Below are 19,107 nucleotides of genomic sequence, written 5' to 3' on the forward strand. Positions count from 1 at the left end.
TCAATTTTTAGGTATTTAATATGCGTAATACTTCTTTTTTTAAGATCATTCTATTATTTATAACTGTTGTTTTTCTGGCATCCTGTGATAAAGATTATAACTCCATTGGTGGTGATTTAATTGGAGACGAACATTTTGGTTTGCAAAGTGAAAGTTATAATGTGCTTTCATACAATCATAAAGTCGGAGGGGTGCAATCCAGTAATTTGCCGGTTAATGCCTTAGGTGTTTATGAAGACGCTGTTTTTGGGACTACTACGGCAAGTTTTGTGACTCAGGTCGTTTTGAACTCTCCTAATCCAACAATAGATATGAGTTTGAATCCTTTGGTTGATAATGTAGTTTTGTCAATTCCTTATTTTAGTCATATTGATTACAACGCAGTGAATGAGGTTGAAGGTGATAATACTTATATTTTGGATTCTGTTTATGGTCCTGAAACAGGGAAAATAAAATTGAGTATCTATGAGAGTGGTTATTTTATGAGAGATTTAGATCCTGCAACGGGTTTTTTAGAGGCGCAAAAATATTACACTAATCAAGGAAGTGACTTTGATGGCTTGAAAAAAACGACATTGTTGAATGATAGTATAGTTTCTCAAAATGATGAATTTTTCTTTGATGGAAATGAAATAAGAAAAACTACCACAACTACAACAGATGGTGTAGAAACAAAAACAACAACCCGTACAGCTCCTGCTATGCAATTGGCTTTGAATAAAAGTTATTTCCAAACAAGAATTATTGATGCGGCAGCATCTGGTGTATTGGTTACTAACGATGTTTTTAAAAATTATTTTAGAGGATTGTATTTTAAAGTTGAAAAATCTGGTTCCTATCCGGGTCAGTTGGCTATGATGAATTTTAAAACAGGTACGGTTACTATTAATTATAAAGAAGATTATCATTATACTGAAAAAGACGAGAATGGTAATGATGTTGATAAGGTTAAAAGAGTTCTTAAATCTATTGTCCTTAATTTGACTGGTAATACTGTAAATTTGTTATCAAATAGTAATAATACAACTTATGAAACCGCTGTTACCAATCCGAATACGACTTCGGGAGATGAAAAACTGTATTTAAAAGGAGGAGAAGGGGCAATGGCTGTTTTAGATCTTTTTGACAAGGCGGATGTTTTAAGTTATGATGAAAACGGAAATGAAGTTTCCGGCGCTAATGGAGTTCCGGATCAATTGGACGAATTAAGACGTAAAGATCCTGTAACTGGAAAGAAAAAGTTAGTGAATGAAGCTAATTTGGTTTTTCACATGGACCATACGGCAATGGGAGCCAATAGAATACCGAGCAGAGTTTATTTGTATGACTTGACGAATGCGACTACGGTTTTGGATTATTTGTATGATGGAACAACTGGTACGAATGCTAAAAACGGATTGTTAATTTACAATGGATTGTTAGATAAAACGAAAATAAGTGATTACACTTATAAAATCAGAATTACGAATCAGATTAAAAACTTAATAAGAAATGCTGATTCCACCAATGTTAAATTAGGAGTGGTAGTTACTGAAGATATTAATAACAGTGCCATGAATAAGTTGCGTACATCAGTAGTTTTATCCGATGGGACGCCAAGCGGAACAGTATTGTCTAAAGTACCTCAGGCTTCGGTAATGAGTCCGATGGGAGTGGTGTTGCACGGTGGAAACTCTTCCGTTCCGGATGACAAAAGATTAAAATTAGAAATATATTACACAAAACCGAATTAATAGAATTATATGTGTGGAATAGTTGGTTATATAGGTCATAGAGAAGCTTATCCTATTGTTATCAAAGGTTTGAAAAGGCTGGAGTATCGTGGATATGATAGTGCCGGAGTAATGGTTTATGATGGTTCGATTAAAGTTTGTAAAACCAAAGGAAAAGTAGCCAGCCTGGAAGAGTTAGCTGCAAAGCAAATTAGTACCAAGGGTACAATTGGAATTGGGCATACGCGATGGGCGACTCATGGAGTTCCGAATGACGTGAATTCACATCCGCATCTTTCTAATTCCGGTGAATTAGCTATTGTTCACAACGGAATTATAGAGAATTACGCTCCTTTAAAAGAAGAGTTAATCAAGCGTGGTTATGTTTTTCATTCGGATACGGATACCGAAGTATTGGTTAATTTGATTGAAGAAGTTCAGAAGAAAGAAAAAATAAAATTAGGAAAAGCAGTTCAGTTGGCATTAAATCAGGTGGTTGGAGCTTATGCGATTGCTGTTTTTGATACTAAAAATCCGAATGAAATTGTGGCAGCTCGTTTGGGAAGTCCTTTGGCAATAGGAGTTGGAGAAGAAGAGTATTTTATTGCTTCGGATGCTTCTCCTTTTATCGAATATACTTCTAATGCGGTTTATCTGGAAGATGGAGAAATGGCTAATATTAGTTTGAAAAAGCCAATCAAAATCAGAAAAATTAAAGATGATAGTTTGGTGGATCCTTATATTCAGGAGCTTCAGATGAATTTGGAGCAAATTGAAAAAGGAGGTTTCGATCATTTTATGCTAAAAGAAATCTACGAGCAACCAAGTGTAATCAAAGATACTTACAGAGGACGTTTGCATGCTGATAAAGGTATTATTCAGATGTCAGGAGTGGAAGATCATTTAGAGAAATTCCTGAATGCCGACAGAATTATCATTGTTGCCTGCGGAACTTCCTGGCATGCCGGTTTAGTGGCGGAATATATTATCGAGGAATTTGCAAGAATTTCGGTAGAAGTAGAATATGCTTCTGAATTTAGGTATAGAAATCCAATTATTAAGAGCAGTGACGTGATTATTGCGATTTCGCAATCAGGTGAAACTGCCGATACGATGGCGGCTATTAAGTTGGCTAAAGAACAAGGTGCTTTTGTTTTTGGAGTTTGTAACGTGGTTGGTTCTTCGATTTCCAGAGAGTCACACGCTGGTGCTTATACGCATGCCGGACCTGAAATTGGAGTGGCTTCAACAAAGGCTTTTACTACTCAGATTACAGTATTGACCATGTTGGCATTGCGTTTGGCAAAAGCCAAAGGAACGTTGTCACATTCTGATTTCCACAGGTATTTGTTGGAGTTAGAATTGATTCCCGAGAAAGTAAAAGAAGCTTTGGGAACTATCGATAGAGCTAAAGAAATTGCAGCTGCTTTCAAAGATGCACCAAATTGTTTGTATTTAGGTCGTGGGTATAATTTCCCGGTAGCTTTAGAAGGAGCTTTGAAATTAAAAGAGATCTCTTATATTCATGCGGAAGGTTATCCGGCCGCCGAAATGAAACACGGTCCTATTGCTTTGATTGATGAGCAGATGCCGGTGGTTGTTATTGCACCGAAACAGGGACATTATGATAAAATTGTAAGTAATATTCAGGAGATTAAATCCAGAAGCGGAAAAATTATTGCTGTAGTAACTAAAGGAGATACTCAGGTTAGGGAATTAGCCGATTATATCATAGAAATTCCGGAAACTTCGGATGCGTTGTCGCCTTTGATTACGACAATTCCACTGCAGTTATTGTCTTATTACATTGCGGTTTATAGAGATTGTAATGTAGATCAGCCACGTAACCTGGCAAAATCAGTAACGGTAGAATAGTTTATATAAAAACATATTTTTTAGAAAAGCGGGATGAAAGTCTCGCTTTTTTTGTTTGTGATTTTTAGATAAACAAGCAGGTTGTCAATGGTTTTGAATTGGTAATTTGATAAAGGAAGTTGGTTTTCTTTGAGTGAATTTCTAAATAGAGGGCTTTATATTATTATTTTGCTAAAATTAGTATTATTTTAGTAGTCCAAATCATAAACTTAACCAATTATGAAATCTTATCTATTTTTCTTGTTTCTGCTTTTTTGTAGCGTAAATTTTGCTCAAAATACAGTTGAAGGTTCAATTGTTGAAAAGAACAATTTGCCAGTTGTAGGTGCTAATATTCGTGTTGTTGGTGAAACTGCTGCGACAGTAACTGACAGCGATGGAAGGTTTCTTTTAAGTACGTCTTTGCGTTTTCCTTATGAGCTTGAAGTGAGTAGTGTGGGTTTTAAAACCAAAAAAATTACTGTAGCTTCTAAAAAACAGTTGATCGGGATTCTTCTTGAAGAAGAGCAAAATGTGTTGGATGAAATTGTAGTTTCGGCTTCCAGAACTCCGGAACGGATTTTTGAATCGCCGGTTACTATTGAAAGAATGGGGATTTCGGATGTGAAGAAAACGGCTTCGGCAACTTTTTATGACGGTTTGGAAAATCTGAAAGAAGTACAAATGAATACCAGTAGTTTGACTTTTAAATCAATTAATACCCGTGGTTTTGCCACGGTAGCTAATACGCGTTTTATGCAATTGGTGGATGGAATGGATAATTCTTCGCCTTTATTGAATTTTGTTTTGGGAAATATGGTTGGTATTTCTGAAATCGATGTGCAAAGTGTGGAATTACTGCCGGGAGCTTCTTCGGCTTTGTATGGGGCGAATGCATTTAACGGAATTTTGTTTATGAATAGCAAGAGTCCGTTTAATTATCAGGGAATTACCGCTTATGTAAAATACGGACAAACGAGTCAAAAAGCGGCCGGAACTAATGATTTTGTGGATTATGGAATTCGTATGGCACATGCTTTTGATAAACATTTTGCTGCCAAAGCTAATTTTACTTACATGAGAGGTACTGATTGGTATGCAACTGATTATCATGATCGATTTGTTGCAGGCAGAGACAGAACCAATCCTAATTACGACGGAGTGAATGTATATGGAGATGAGGTGAGTACCAATATTTATAATGTAGGTCAAAAAATGGTTGCGAGCGGTGCCTGGGCTGCTGCGGGTTTGCCAAGTGGTTTTGCTGAATATTTGCCTAAGGAAAATGTGTCCAGAACCGGATACAACGAAGTCGATTTGACCGATAATAAAGCGAGTAATACTAAAATAGATTTGGCGCTTCATTTCAGACCTTTTGGAAATGAGAATTTTGAAATTATCTGGTTGAGTAAGTTTGGTTTTGGGAATGCGGTTTATCAGGGAGCGAATCGTTATTATCTGAATAACTTTTTTATGCAACAACATAAATTAGAATTCAAAGGGAAGAACTTTTTCTTAAGAGGGTATACCACTTCTGAAGATGGAGGGAATTCCTATGATATGCTTTTTACAGGGATTAATGTAAACAGAGCCTGGAAATCGGATGAAATCTGGTTTGGGACTTATGCGGCAAATTATGCCGGGGTTTATGGGAATCCGTCGAGTCCTTTGTATAATAATGCTGCCGGCGCACATGCTTATGCGAGAGCTCAGGCTGATGTAGGCAGGTTGATGCCGGGAACTGCGGCTTTCAAAGCAGCTTTTAATAGTGTTATTGCTGAACCTGATGTTTTGACGGGCTCGAGATTAGTAGATAATTCTAAAATTTACCATTCGGATGCAAATTATAATTTTAAAGATTTAATCAAATTTGCTGAAATTCAAATTGGAGGTTCGTTTAGAGAATATCAATTGAATTCTCACGGAAGAATTTATACGGACGACAATGGACCAATTCATTATAATGAGTACGGGGCTTATACACAATTGATGAAAAAGTTTATGGAGGAGCGTTTGAAATTTACAGGTTCCATACGTTATGATAAATCGCAAAATTTTGATGGTAATTTTTCGCCAAGACTTTCATTGGTTTACGCAGCTGGTGAAAATAAGCAACATAATTTCAGAGCTTCGTTTCAAACCGGTTTTAGAAATCCAACTACTCAGGATCAATATATAGGTTTTAATATTGGAAATGCAGTTTTAATTGGTTCAGCTCCGGATAATTTATCCCGATATTCGGAAATATTACCGGTTAGTACAGCTGTCGGGCAATCTTATGCCGCTGGGACTTCGGCTATTATGACGGGAAATGAGGCTTATAATAATTCTTATACGGCAAGCTCGGTGCAGGCTTTTGCTGCCTTTGCTGCTGCTAATCCCGGAAATACACCCGGAGCAGCAGCTTTATTACAAAAAACAGCTATTAATTATGTGAGACCAGAAGAAGTGAAAGCATTTGAATTGGGTTATCGTTCTAGGGTTAAAGAGGTGATAATTGATATTAGTGCTTATTATAACATTTATAATAATTTTATAGGAAATGCAAATGCAATTGCGCCTTTGTATGGAAAGGCGTCTAATACTTTTGATTTTGCTTCCGGAGCGCCTACTTATAGTACAAATCCTGAAGTGCAGTCTTTACACGCTTTGGCAAATGGTAATTATAGAGTTTATCAGTTGTATACTAATACAAATGTAGAAATTAAATCATTTGGGATAGGTGTTGGGCTTTCGCGAAAAGTGTATGAAAATTTTGAAGTGGGAATGAATTATAATTATGCTGAGTTTGATTTTGATCAGGCAAAAGATCCAAGTTTTGAAGCTGGTTTTAATACGCCAAAACACAGAGCGAAAATTTCTTTAGGCAATGAAGAATTGTTTAAAAATTTTGGATTTAACATCAGCGGTCGATGGAATTCTGATTATAAATGGGAGTCTTCAATGATTGATGGTATGGTAAAATCGGCTACGGTTATTGATGCCCAAATGAATTACAGAATCCCTTCGCTCAAATCGACTTTGAAAATTGCGGCTTCTAATATTGGAGGAAAAGAATATATGCAGGTTTTAGGAGCGGGATTAATCGGGCAGCAGTATTTTGTTTCCTGGACGGTAAATCCGTAGTTTTTGGAGGGTTTGGAAAAACGAAATTTCTATATTTTTTGAAAAAATTGATAATTGTTCCAAAATCATATCTGATTGTTTTAAGGTAATATGGCTCTCAGAAGTGGTTTTTAAAGCGGTTTTTAGGGTTGGTTTTATTTTTTTATGTTTTTTAAATAAAATTGTTGATTTTTTATTTTAAAAAATTATCTTTGCGCTCTGAAAAAACACCTAAACAGTAAATTTTAAAGGTGTGTATTTCATAAACCTAAATAGCTGTTTAATAAATACATAAGTAATGTCTAGAGTAATAGGAAAAGTTGCCCAAATCATTGGCCCGGTAGTTGACGTTGTTTTCAACGGTAAGGATGTTGAACTTCCAAAAATTTATGATTCATTAGAAATCGTAAAAAAAGATGGTACTAAATTAATCCTAGAAGTACAATCTCACATTGGTGAAAATACTGTTCGTACCATTTCGATGGATTCAACAGATGGTTTGAGCAGAGGTTATGAAGTAATAGGAACAGGAAATCCTATTCAAATGCCGATTGGAGCAGATGTTTACGGACGTTTATTCAACGTTGTTGGAGATGCTATCGATGGTTTACCAGAATTACCTAAAACAGGTGAAAACGGAATGTCAATCCACCGTCAGGCACCAAAATTCGAAGATTTATCTACATCTTCTGAAGTTTTATTCACAGGTATTAAAGTAATCGATTTGATTGAGCCTTATGCAAAAGGAGGTAAAATTGGATTGTTTGGTGGTGCCGGAGTAGGTAAAACAGTATTGATTCAGGAGTTAATTAACAATATTGCAAAAGGTCACGGTGGACTTTCAGTATTCGCAGGAGTAGGAGAAAGAACACGTGAAGGAAATGACTTGCTTCGTGAGATGTTAGAGTCAGGAATTATTAAATACGGTGAGGAATTCATGCACTCTATGGAAAACGGAGGATGGGATTTGTCTAAAGTAGATTTGCCAGGAATGAGAGAGTCTAAAGCTACTTTCGTTTTCGGACAAATGAATGAGCCACCTGGAGCTCGTGCTCGTGTAGCACTTTCAGGATTATCTATTGCTGAGTATTTCCGTGATGGAGCAGGATCTGACCAAGGAAAAGACGTATTATTCTTCGTTGATAATATCTTCCGTTTTACACAAGCAGGTTCTGAGGTATCGGCACTTTTAGGTCGTATGCCATCTGCGGTAGGTTACCAACCAACATTAGCAACTGAGATGGGTGCAATGCAAGAGCGTATTACATCTACAAACAAAGGATCTATTACATCTGTACAAGCGGTTTACGTTCCTGCGGATGACTTAACTGACCCGGCTCCGGCTACAACTTTCGCGCACTTAGATGCTACAACTGTATTGTCTCGTAAAATTGCTGAGTTAGGTATTTATCCTGCGGTAGATCCATTGGATTCTACTTCTAGAATTTTAACTCCACACATCTTAGGTGATGATCACTATAACTGTGCACAAAGAGTAAAAGAGATTCTTCAAAAATACAAACAATTACAAGATATCATCGCTATCTTAGGTATGGAAGAGTTATCTGAAGAAGATAAATTAGCGGTATCAAGAGCACGTCGTGTTCAACGTTTCTTGTCTCAGCCTTTCCATGTAGCGGAGCAATTTACAGGTATCCCGGGAGTATTAGTTGATATTAAAGATACTATTAAAGGATTTAATATGATTATTGACGGTGAATTAGATCACTTGCCAGAATCAGCATTCAACCTTAAAGGAACTATCGAAGAAGCTATCGAGGCTGGAGAAAAAATGTTGGCAGAAGCATAATTGGTTGTTAGTTGTTAGTTGTTAGTTGTTTGAAAAAAAACAACCGTCAACCATCAACCATCAACTATTAACTAAAAAGAATATGATTTTAGAAATAGTATCACCAGAGGCATCTTTGTTTAAAGGAGAAATTACATCAATCACTTTACCGGGTGTGGATGGTAGTTTTCAAATTTTAAACAATCACGCTCCAATAGTTTCCTTACTTCAAAAAGGAACTGTAAAAATTACAGCTCCTAGTTTTAAGTTTAACAAAGAAGCAGCAGCATTGTTTACTAAAGTAAATGATCAAAACTATACGTTGGCTATTTCTTCAGGAACTATTGAAATGAAAGACAACAAAGTAATTGTTTTAGCTGACTAAGACAATTTAGGTTAACATAAAAACGTCAAGCTTTGCTTGGCGTTTTTTTTTACTTTTGTTTTTATGAAAAAATTACCCAACAATCTTAAAGCAAAGTTAGAGGCAAGAATAATGAATAACGCCTTGCGGCAGTTGCCAAAACCTAATGGTTTAGTTGATTTTGCATCCAATGATTATTTAGGTTTTTCAAAATCAGAATCGATTTTTAATGCTGTGCATCAGTATTTATTAGCGAATAATTTTACCCAAAATGGAGCCACAGGTTCAAGGTTAATTTCTGGAAATCATTCCGTGTATCAAGAAGCAGAAAACTATATTGCGCAATTCCATCAATCGGAGTCGGCATTGATTTTTAATTCAGGATATGATGCCAATGTAGGTTTTTTTAGTTCGGTGCTGCAAAAAGGAGATTTGATTTTATATGATGAATTATGTCATGCTTCCATTCGTGACGGAATTCAGCTTTCCAATGCGAAATCCTATAAATTTAAACACAATGATTTTGAAGACCTGGAAAGACTTATTTTACGTTTTAAAAAAAACGAAATCACGCCGGATGAAGTTCAACAGCAGTCCATAACTCATCCCGATAGCTATCGGGACTCACAACTCACAACTATTTACATTGTTACCGAATCTGTTTTTTCAATGGATGGAGATTGTCCCAATATCGAAGAGTTGATTGCTGTTTCTGAAAAATACAATTGTTACTTAGTTTTTGACGAAGCGCATGCTTTGGGAGTTTTTGGTATTAATGGATCTGGATTGGTTCAGCAGTTTGCCTTGCAGGAAAAGGTTTTTGCTAGAATTATGACTTTCGGAAAAGGCTTGGGATGTCATGGTGCTGCTGTTTTAGGAAGTCAGGAATTAAAAAACTATTTGGTCAATTTTGCCCGAAGTTTTATTTATACAACAGGATTATCTCCACATGCTGTTGCGACAATTTTAGTTGCTTATCAGCAATTGGAAACTGAACAAAATAATATTCATTTGTTAAGGGAAAATATTATTCACTTTAATCAGCAAAAGAATGTATTGGGATTAAAACAAATTTTTGTCCGAAGCAAATCGGCAATACAATCGGCTATTATTCCAGGAAATGAAAAAGTGAAATGGATTGCCAAACAAATTCAGGAAAAAGGTTTTGACGTAAAACCCATACTTTCACCAACTGTGCCGGAAGGACAGGAAAGATTACGATTTTGTTTGCATGCCTTTAATTCGAAAGAGGAAATAACAGAAGTATTGCAGTTGTTAAGTAACTTTGTTTTTTAAAACTATGGAAGATTATTTTGAATTAATTGGAAGGTATCAATATTCATCAGAAGCAATAATTCTTAAAGGTAAATTAGAAGCTGAAGGAATAGCTGTTTTTATGCGTGATAATAATACCGTAGATGCCAATCCTTTGTATAGTAATGCTATTGGTGGAGTAAAACTGTTTGTCTATAAAGATAATTATTCAAAAGCAATGGAAATCATTTCTCAAGTTTCCGAATATTCGTTAGATGATGCCTGTCAGTTGATGAAATGTCCAAATTGTGGTGCAGAAGAAATTGACCGGGTTACTTCTATAAAAGATTTTAAATCGCTTTTTGCATTTGTCTTCTCCATATTTTTAGGTTCATTACCTTTTTATTCAAAACATAAATACAAATGTGTGAAGTGTAAATTTGAATTTAATTAAAATACTTTGCGCTTACTCTTTGCGAATCTTCTTTTAACTTTGTGAATCTTTGCGAAACAAAAAACTATGAAATTATTTATAACAGGAATCGGAACCGATGTAGGCAAAACGATAGCTTCGGCAATAATAACGGAAGCCTTAGAGGCTGATTATTGGAAACCGATTCAGGCGGGAGATTTAGATACTTCTGACAGTCATAAAATAAAGGCCTATTTGTCGAATGAGAAAACTATAATTCATCCGAATAGTTATGCGTTAAAAACGCCTGCAAGTCCGAATTTGGCGGCAGCAATTGATGGAATTACTATCGATTTAAAAAACATTAAAGAGCCTAATCCCGATAGCTATCGGGAGGATAATCATTTGGTAATTGAAGGTGCTGGAGGGATTTTTGTTCCAATTAATGATAATGAAACGATAATCGATTTGATTCAGCCGGATTATAAGGTGATTGTGGTTTCCCGTCATTATTTGGGAAGTATCAATCATACGCTGCTCACAATTGAGGCTTTACAAAACCGAAAAATTGCCATTGCCGGAATTCTTTTTAACGGCAAAGAAAATCAATCTTCGGAGTCGATTATTTTGAAAAAAACAGGATTAAACTGCCTCGGAAGAATTGAAGAAGAGCCTTACTTCGACAAAAATGTAATTCGCGAATTCGCCGATTTGTTTCGGGAAAAGCTGTTGCAACTTCAATAATCAATGGCAATCTCAATTGTAAAAATCTGAAATGACATTAACCGAAAAAGACAGCCAATACCTTTGGCATCCATATACCCAACATAAAACGGCTCAGTTGCCTATTGCTATAAACAGAGGTGAAGGAGCTTTGCTTTGGGGCGAAAATGGAAAAGAATATATTGATGCGATTGCTTCCTGGTGGGTAAATCCGTTTGGGCATTCCAATAAATTTATTGCCGATGCTATTTATAAGCAATTAACGACTTTGGAACACGTGCTTTTTGGTGGGTTTACTCATGAACCAGCAGTTGTTTTAGCTGAAAAGCTGATGCAAATTTTACCTGAAAATCAACAGAAAATATTCTTTTCGGATAATGGCTCTACTTCGGTGGAAGTGGCTATTAAAGTAGCTTTGCAATTTTTTTATAACAAAGGCGAAAAACGAACCACGATTATCGCACTTGAGGATGCTTTTCACGGCGATACTTTTGCGGCGATGGCAGCCAGCGGAATTTCCTTTTATACCCAGGCTTTTCAGGGGATGTTTATTGATGTGGTGCGTATTCCGGTTCCGGTGAAAGGAAAGGAACAACTTAGTTTTGATACTTTAAGAAGAGTCATTTCAGAAAATAATTGTGCCGGATTTATCTTTGAACCTTTGGTACAAGGCGCCGCGGGAATGGTGATGTATGTACCCGAAGCTTTGGATGAGCTTATAAAAATATGTCGACAAAATGATGTTTTGACAATTGCTGATGAAGTTATGACAGGTTTTGGAAAAACTGGAAAAACCTTTGCTATGGATTATTGCACGGAAATTCCAGATATGATGTGTTTGTCAAAAGCATTAACCGGAGGAACCATCCCGATGGCGATTACTACTTTTACTCAGGAAATATTTGAGGCTTTTTATGATGAAGACATCAATAAAGCCTTGTTTCACGGACATACTTTTACCGCAAATCCAACGGGTTGTGCTGCTGCATTAGCCAGTATGGAATTGTTGCAAACTTCCGAAATGCAAGCCAATTTGGTTCGGGTGAATCAAAAACATTTGGATTTTCAGGAATATATTAAAAAGCATCCAAAGGTAACCACGACCCGGGTTCTAGGGACTATTTTTGCCTTGGAAATAAAGAAAGAAGGAGAGGAATTGTATTATGGTTCAATGCGAACCAAACTCTATAATTTCTTTATCGAAAATGGCGTTATTCTGCGTCCGGTTGGAAATATTGTTTATATTTTACCTCCATATATTATCAGTGATGCTCAATTAGATAAAATCTATGAAGTAGTCGAAAAAGCACTAGAAATAGTTTAAGGTTTAACCGCAAAGATTCACAAAGGAGGCACTAGAACACAATTTTAATAATGTTGTGTTGTGAGCCTAGTTCTTTCTTTGTGTTCTTCGTGTTTAAATAGTTTCTGTTTTTACAAATAACTTTGCGACCTTTGCATTAAAAAAAATACTCTTGTCACAAATTATATCAATAACCGCCTTAGCCTCTATTTCTCCATTAGGAAATAATTCTAAAAATATTTGGGAAAAGTACCTTTCACCAAAACATTGTTTTACTAAAACGCAATTGGATAATCAGGAGACTTTGGTAGCAGTTTTGGATGAAGAATCTCAAAAAATAGTTTCGGACTTGCAACATTCCGATATTAAATACAAGACTTTGGATAAATCGGTTTTGTATGCCATGGCTGCATCGCGACAGGCTGTTAAAAATGCAGGATGGGATACCGATTCTGTTTTTGGAATAAATATCGGTTCTTCGCGTGGAGCGACCGATTTGTTTGAAAGACATTTTCAGGAATATTTAGAGACAGGAAAATCGCAAACATTGGCTTCGCCTACTACAACTTTAGGAAATATTTCTTCCTGGGTGGGACATGATTTGCAAAGTACAGGTCCTGAAATTTCGCATTCGATAACCTGTTCTACGGCTTTGCACGCGCTTTTAAATGGTGTGGCTTGGTTGCGTTCTGGGATGGCTGATAAATTTCTTGTTGGAGGTAGTGAAGCACCTTTAACCGATTTTACTATCGCTCAAATGAGAGCTTTAAAAATCTATTCGCATAGTGACGAAGCTTATCCAAATCAGGCCTTGAATTTTGATAAGAAATTGAATTCAATGATTTTAGGGGAAGGAGCTGCTGTTGCCTGTTTAGAGCTGGGAAAAAAGGACAATGCTCTGGCTTTTGTGGAAGGTGTTGGCTATGCTACCGAAATTTTGGAACACAATATTTCTATTTCGGCAGAAGCGATTTGTTTTCAAAAATCGATGAAAATGGCTTTGCAAAATATAAATCCTGAAGAGGTAGATGCGATTGTAATGCACGCTCCGGGAACTAAGGCCGGAGATTTAACAGAATACAAAGCAATTCAGAAAATTTTCGGAGAAAAGCTGCCGTTGCTGACTACGAATAAATGGAAAATCGGGCACACCTTTGGTGCTTCGGGCATATTGAGTGTAGAATTGGCCATTTTGATGCTGCAACACAATCAGTTTATTGGAGTTCCTTTTGCGAAAGCGCAAACACAAACAAAACCTATTCGAAAAGTATTGGTAAATGCAGTTGGTTTCGGTGGAAACGCGGTGAGTGTTTTGTTGTCAGTTTAGGTAGTTGTAACGCAAAGCTTCGCTAAGATTTCACAAAGCGTCGCCAAGTGATTTCTTTTTCGTGTATCTTGGTGTTTTTCTTGGTGTGTCTTTGCGAAAGAAATCTATTCTTCTGTTGTATCATTTTCCAACTCCCTGACTTTCTCATAAACAAGATTGCTTTCGAAGCCTCTTCGAAGCATAAAATCACAGAACTTCTTTCTTTTTTTGAGTGCATTTGTTTCTCGAATGGATTCCCAGTTTCTATTGGCTAAAGTCTCGAAAGTTTCGTAGTATTCTTCGGGGCTGATTTCTTTTAAAGCGGTATTAATTATTGTTTGATTGATCCCTCTGAATTTTAATTCATTAGTAATTCGGATTTTCCCCCAATGTTTAATGCGGTGTTTTCCTCGGGCAAAACTGCAGGCGAAACGTTCTTCGTTAAGGAAATTATCGCTAATCAATTGATGGATAATTTGGTTAATTTCTTCCGAATTCATTTTCATGCTTCGTAATTTTTGAATTACTTCTTCATGACAACGTTCCTGATAGGCGCAGTAATGTTCGATTTTTTGAACGGCTTCTTTAATGGAAAAAACGTCTTTCATTTTTATTGCAATTATTCGTCATAAAGATACTTGTTTTCGGTAAAAAGTATGTTTTTGTCTGTGAAATAGCTGTTTTTTCTGTGGAAAAACCAAATTAGAAATTACGGTCTTAGATATGAAATTTTGCATGTTAAAGCCTTATGAATAAAGAGGTTTGAGAGGAAAAATGTACTTCAACGAGAAAATAAGTACATCAACGTTTTTAGTTTTTCGAATAAAAAAATACAATTAATCTTGCCTCGTAATTACTGTTTTTATCAGTTGAGGATTAAAGTTTTAAGGTTTGTGCCTGCTCCAAATAAATATCTTATGAGACTAATTTTACCTAAGAAATCTTTTTTTATATTTTTTATTGTTTTGTTTTTTTTTGTTGAAGGGTTTTCACAAACATATACAATAACAGGAAATGTTAACGCTTCTAGTTATAGTTGTAGCACATTTGTGGGATATACTACTATTAGTATAGGTAATGGTTCTGCTACGACAAAATTAACAATGGATCAAGACTTAAATTTGATAGGTAGTTGTTCATTAGGGCCGCTTAGAATTATTATCAATAATGCAACTCTTGATTTTTCTATGGCTAATAAACGATTAACATTGCCAGAAGGCTCGTCGATAGAGTTTACTAATGGTGGTGCTTTGTATCCTAATGGAGGTAACGGAGGTGGCTGCACTGGAAGTGATAGGATTTATATCGGTACAAAAAATATAGCAGCCTGCCAGGGTTCTTCTGGAGTAGTAGGTTTTGACGATATTAATATTTTGGGAGGTACTGGTGCGGCTTATTCAAATTCACCAGTTTGCGTTGGAAGTTCAATTAATTTAACTGCAACACCTCCACCAAATGGTAGTTTTACTTACTCTTGGACTGGACCTAACTCTTTTACAAGTACGTCACAAAACCCAACATTTATTGCTACTGCTTCAAGTGGAGGTGTTTATAGTGTAACTATGACTAGAACCGATGGTAAAGCTACTTATGGACAAGTTACAGTAAAAGTTAATTCTCTTTCTACCGTGGCAGCTATTGAAGGAGGAGCAACAACAGTATGTGTTAATACGTCAACATCAGCATTTACAAATGCTACTTCTGGAGGTACATGGTCAATTACAAATGGAACAGGAACAGCTAGCATTACATCTGGAGGAGTTGTTACAGGTTTATCAGCTGGTTCAGTAACTGTTGTTTATACAGTTTCTAATGGTACTTGTACCAATTCGACAACTAAATCTTTGACTATAAATGCTAATAATACAGTAAGTTCAGCTTCATCGAGTCCAACTTTATGTGTAAATACAGCAATAACCAATATTACCCATACCACAACTGGAGCAACTGGAATAGGTTCTGCTTCTGGTTTACCAACAGGAGTTACTGCGTCATGGTCGTCAAATACCATTACTATCAGCGGTACACCTACGCAAACGGGCACTTTTAATTATAGTATCCCTTTAACAGGAGGATGTGGAAGTGTTAATGCAACGGGTGTGCTAACTGTTAATAACTTACCTAATAATGTCTATAATGGTTTTTCGGCAACTACTATTTGTGCCGGTGGTAGTCCGCAACTGACTTTTGACGCTGAAGATGCTACTTTTTCGACGCCTTATAGTATTACTTATAAAAACGATGCTACTTCTGTTCAATATACTGTTTCAATTCCATCTGCAGCACCTTATAGCTTTACTCCGGGGGATAATCCCACATCGAATACAGGTTATACTTTAGTTTCTATTTCGAATGCAACTTGTACAAGAACGAGTGATTTTGCAAATCCCGGAGCTAATTTAATTGTTCGTCCAATACCTACTGCTACTATAAGTGGTACAACAACTGTTTGTGTTGGTGCTTCGTCTCCAAATATTACATTTACGAATCCTCAAACAGTTGCTATAACCATAACTTATAACATAAATGAAGGAACAAATCAAACGGTAAATGTTGCAGGAGGAGGAAATAGTTCAACAAATGTAGCGGTTTCAACAGCATCCGCAGGTGATTTTGTTTATAATTTAGTTAGTGTGGTTTATCAAAGTACACCCAATTGTTCGAACACACTTTCAGTTAGTGCAACGGTAACTGTGAATAGCAATTCTGTTGCGCCAACAAGTATCACTGGAACAACGACTATTTGTAGTGGTGATTCTACAACTTTGACTTTAAGTGGAGGAACAGCTGGTACAGGGGCTGTTGCTAAATGGTATTCGGGTTCTTGTGGTGGGACTTTACTAGGGACAGGAAACAGTATATCTGTTTCGCCAATTTCAACAACAACTTATTTTGTTAGATATGAAGGAACTTGTAATACAACTTCATGTGCTTCTGCAACTGTAACTGTGAATGATAATAATACAGTAAGTGAAGCCTCATCAAATCCAATATTATGTGTTAATGCTACTATGACTAATGTTACACATACTACTACCGGGGCAACAGGAATAGGGATAGCCAGTAATTTGCCGGCAGGAGTTACAGTATCTTGGGCTTCTAATACAATTACTATTACTGGAGTTCCTACCGAATCAGGTACTTTTAATTATAGTATTCCTCTAACAGGAGGATGTGGAAATGTTAGTGCTACAGGAACGATTGTTGTTAATCCTCTTCCAACGATTCCAACAGCAGGTACACCAACAAATCCAACCTGTACAGTGCCTACAGGAAGTGTGCCTTTGAGTGGGTTGCCTTCATCAGGGACTATTGTTCAGACAGGATATAGAAGTGATAGTTATGCAATTACAGGAGGTGGGACACAAGTTATTTCAGGACTTTTGCCGGGAACTTATTATTTTGCAATTGATAATGGAAGTTGTGTTTCTGGTACAGTGACTGTTGTTATTATTGCTCCGGTTACTAATACCTGGTCAACCGGATGGAGTAATGGGACTCCTGCGATTAACCAAAGGTTAGTTTTCGCTACTAATTACGAAAATGATGCAGATGTAGAGGGTTGTTCTTGTCAAGTAACTGGGTCGGCAATTGTTACTATTAAATCCGGACGTACTTTAAAAATTGAGAATGAAGTTGAAGTTGCCAACACAGCATCTTTAATTTTCGAAAACGATGCTAGTTTAGTTCAAATGAATGATGCTGCTGTAAACTCAGGAAATATCAATTACCATCGTCATACTGGTTTTGTAAAACGCTATGATTTTACCTATTGGTCATCACCTGTTGCGGGACAAACTCTAAAGGCTTTGTCTCCCAATACACTTTTTGATAAATATTATAGCTATAATCCAACTTCGGGATGGAAAATAGAATATTATGGAGCTGCTATAATGGAAAAGGGACGCGGATATATTATTAGAGCGCCACAAACATTTAGTATTACTGTGCCGGCTGTTGATACAGCTCCTGAGTTTGTTGGGGTGCCTAATAATGGATTAGTTTCTTATGATGTGCTCCCTAATTTAGTAAACCTTGTAGGGAATCCTTATCCTTCAGCTATTGATGCAGATAAGTTTATTGCTGCAAATTCAGCTTCATTAGAAGGTACGCTTTATTTTTGGACTCATAATACATCACCAAGTAAAGATATTGCAGGAGATGCTATTTATAATTACACTGCAAATGATTATTTTATTTATAATAAAACAGGAGGTGTTGGCGTTTCTGGAAAAATAGCAGCAGGTCAAAGTTTTTTTGCACCATCAAGTACAACAGGAGGAACAGTACTATTTAATAATGCGATGAGATATACCGAAGGACAACCTAATTATGATAATTCACAGTTTTATAAATTGGGAAGCACTTCTAAAACAACTATTAAAGCTGAAGTTGAAATTAAAAAAAGCCGTATTTGGCTGAATCTAACTAATAAAGAAGGTGCTTATAAGCAAATGTTAATAGGTTATATTGATGGAGCTACTAATAATTATGATGCCGGTTTTGACGGAGTAACTTATGATGGAAACCAATTTGTTGATTTTTATAGTGTGAATAATGCGGTAAATTTGGCTATTCAGGGTAGAGCTTTGCCTTTTGTAAAACAAGACAGTGTGGCATTAGGGTATAAATCAACAATTGTGGGTGATTTTCAAATAAGTATTGACCATGCCGATGGTGTTTTAGAAACTCAGAATGTATTTTTAGAAGATAAAACACTGAATATACTCCATGATTTAAGAAAAGGGGCTTACACTTTTACAACAGCTAAGGGAGTCTTTAATAATCGTTTTATATTGCGTTATGTAGATAAAAATGTGGTAGAGGAAGTTGCTGCACCAGTTGCGTCGGAAGAATTAAGTAATGAAGTTGTAGCCTCGGTTAAGGACGGAGTAATTACTGTGAATTCGACAGTTGGAGCTTTAAAAACAGTTGTTATCTATGATGTTTCAGGAGGAAACTTGTATCAAAAAGATAATATTGATTCGAATGAATTAGTGATTCAACAATTAATATCCAGTCATCAGGTTTTGGTGATTAAAATAGTTTTGTCAGATGGGTCAGGCTTGAGTCGAAAAGTGATTTATTAGTCAATTAAGAAATAGTTTCAAAAATCCCGATTGCAGTTTGTAATCGGGATTTTTTGGTTTAGAATATTTCATAAGCTATTGGTTTAGCGATTGTTTGCATTGGAAACAATAATTTTTTTAAGGCATAATTGTATTTTAACAGCAAAAAACTGTATTTAATCGATTTTTTACCTACTTTTAGTACGGATTTTTTTA

Annotated in this window: 12 protein-coding genes; 11 read left to right on the forward strand and 1 reads right to left on the reverse strand. The window is 36.2% G+C overall.

Annotated features, from left to right (window positions below):
• Window positions 1-20 precede the first annotated feature (20 nt).
• The 10 genes from H599_RS0111865 (at window position 21) to H599_RS0111910 (ending at window position 13,843) form a co-directional block, all read left to right on the forward strand.
• Window positions 21-1,733, forward strand: coding sequence for a DUF4270 domain-containing protein (locus tag H599_RS0111865; RefSeq protein WP_026714339.1), 1,713 nt, complete (start codon window positions 21-23; stop codon window positions 1,731-1,733).
• Between the two features lie 9 nt (window positions 1,734-1,742).
• Complete coding sequence (gene glmS / locus H599_RS0111870; RefSeq protein WP_026714340.1) at window positions 1,743-3,587, forward strand: glutamine--fructose-6-phosphate transaminase (isomerizing); 1,845 nt, start codon at window positions 1,743-1,745, stop codon at window positions 3,585-3,587.
• 219 nt (window positions 3,588-3,806) lie between these two features.
• Window positions 3,807-6,692, forward strand: a complete 2,886-nt coding sequence (locus H599_RS0111875) for a TonB-dependent receptor (RefSeq protein ID WP_026714341.1) — start codon at window positions 3,807-3,809, stop codon at window positions 6,690-6,692.
• Window positions 6,693-6,969: 277 nt separating this feature from the next.
• The gene (atpD, locus tag H599_RS0111880) at window positions 6,970-8,481 is read left to right on the forward strand and encodes a F0F1 ATP synthase subunit beta (RefSeq protein WP_026714342.1); all 1,512 of its coding nucleotides are present in this window, start codon (window positions 6,970-6,972) and stop codon (window positions 8,479-8,481) included.
• Between the two features lie 82 nt (window positions 8,482-8,563).
• Window positions 8,564-8,845 (forward strand): F0F1 ATP synthase subunit epsilon, encoded by a 282-nt coding sequence (locus H599_RS0111885; protein ID WP_026714343.1) that lies wholly within the window; start codon window positions 8,564-8,566, stop codon window positions 8,843-8,845.
• A gap of 63 nt (window positions 8,846-8,908) precedes the next feature.
• Window positions 8,909-10,120, forward strand: coding sequence for an aminotransferase class I/II-fold pyridoxal phosphate-dependent enzyme (locus H599_RS0111890; RefSeq protein ID WP_026714344.1), 1,212 nt, complete (start codon window positions 8,909-8,911; stop codon window positions 10,118-10,120).
• A 4-nt stretch (window positions 10,121-10,124) separates the two neighbouring features.
• Window positions 10,125-10,532 (forward strand): putative signal transducing protein, encoded by a 408-nt coding sequence (locus H599_RS0111895; protein WP_026714345.1) that lies wholly within the window; start codon window positions 10,125-10,127, stop codon window positions 10,530-10,532.
• Between the two features lie 66 nt (window positions 10,533-10,598).
• On the forward strand, window positions 10,599-11,234 hold the full coding sequence (bioD, locus tag H599_RS0111900; protein WP_026714346.1) for a dethiobiotin synthase: 636 nt from the start codon (window positions 10,599-10,601) through the stop codon (window positions 11,232-11,234).
• 31 nt (window positions 11,235-11,265) lie between these two features.
• Window positions 11,266-12,537, forward strand: a complete 1,272-nt coding sequence (gene bioA / locus H599_RS0111905) for an adenosylmethionine--8-amino-7-oxononanoate transaminase (protein ID WP_026714347.1) — start codon at window positions 11,266-11,268, stop codon at window positions 12,535-12,537.
• A gap of 151 nt (window positions 12,538-12,688) precedes the next feature.
• Window positions 12,689-13,843 carry a beta-ketoacyl synthase N-terminal-like domain-containing protein gene (locus tag H599_RS0111910; RefSeq protein ID WP_026714348.1) on the forward strand — a complete coding sequence of 385 codons (1,155 nt, stop codon included), beginning with the start codon at window positions 12,689-12,691 and terminating at the stop codon, window positions 13,841-13,843.
• 104 nt (window positions 13,844-13,947) lie between these two features.
• Here the strand turns inward: H599_RS0111910 and H599_RS0111915 are convergent, their stop codons facing one another.
• Window positions 13,948-14,430: a regulatory protein RecX gene (locus tag H599_RS0111915; RefSeq protein ID WP_026714349.1), complete on the reverse strand. Its 483-nt coding sequence runs from the start codon at window positions 14,428-14,430 to the stop codon at window positions 13,948-13,950.
• A gap of 495 nt (window positions 14,431-14,925) precedes the next feature.
• Between H599_RS0111915 and H599_RS20325 the strand changes: the two genes are divergently transcribed.
• On the forward strand, window positions 14,926-18,912 hold the full coding sequence (locus H599_RS20325; protein ID WP_162174260.1) for a T9SS sorting signal type C domain-containing protein: 3,987 nt from the start codon (window positions 14,926-14,928) through the stop codon (window positions 18,910-18,912).
• Window positions 18,913-19,107: the final 195 nt, after the last annotated feature.

The organism is Flavobacterium daejeonense DSM 17708 (genome assembly GCF_000425425.1).
GTDB lineage: Bacteria > Bacteroidota > Bacteroidia > Flavobacteriales > Flavobacteriaceae > Flavobacterium > Flavobacterium daejeonense.